Genomic DNA, 277 nt, shown 5'->3' on the forward strand with positions numbered 1-277 from the left:
GTTCAAACTAGTCTTAAAAAAGCTCGTTACCGATTAGAAACAGCTCAAGCAAGCCTAGCTGACGACCAAACGTTGATTGAAAGTTTCAAAAACTTAGAAAAGCAATTCCAAGATGAGATGGATGATGAAATCAATGCCGCCAACGGAATGACAGTCCTCTACCAACTGATCAAAGAAGTCAACCTCTATCTTGAACGTGAAGAAGTCTCAAAAGTAGTCCTAGAATTCGTCTTACACATGGCTAGCCAACTCTTTGGCATCTTTGGTGTCCTTGAAG

The 277-nt window shown here is 40.8% G+C and carries 1 protein-coding gene; it reads left to right on the forward strand.

Annotated elements, in window-relative coordinates; all coding sequences use genetic code 11:
* Positions 1-277: DALR domain-containing protein (locus tag V0R37_RS22090; RefSeq protein WP_420376556.1), on the forward strand; the 277-nt coding region annotated here is incomplete at both ends.

Source organism: Pollutimonas rozaliensis (genome assembly GCF_048751585.1).
In the GTDB taxonomy this organism is placed as follows: domain Bacteria; phylum Pseudomonadota; class Gammaproteobacteria; order Burkholderiales; family Burkholderiaceae_B.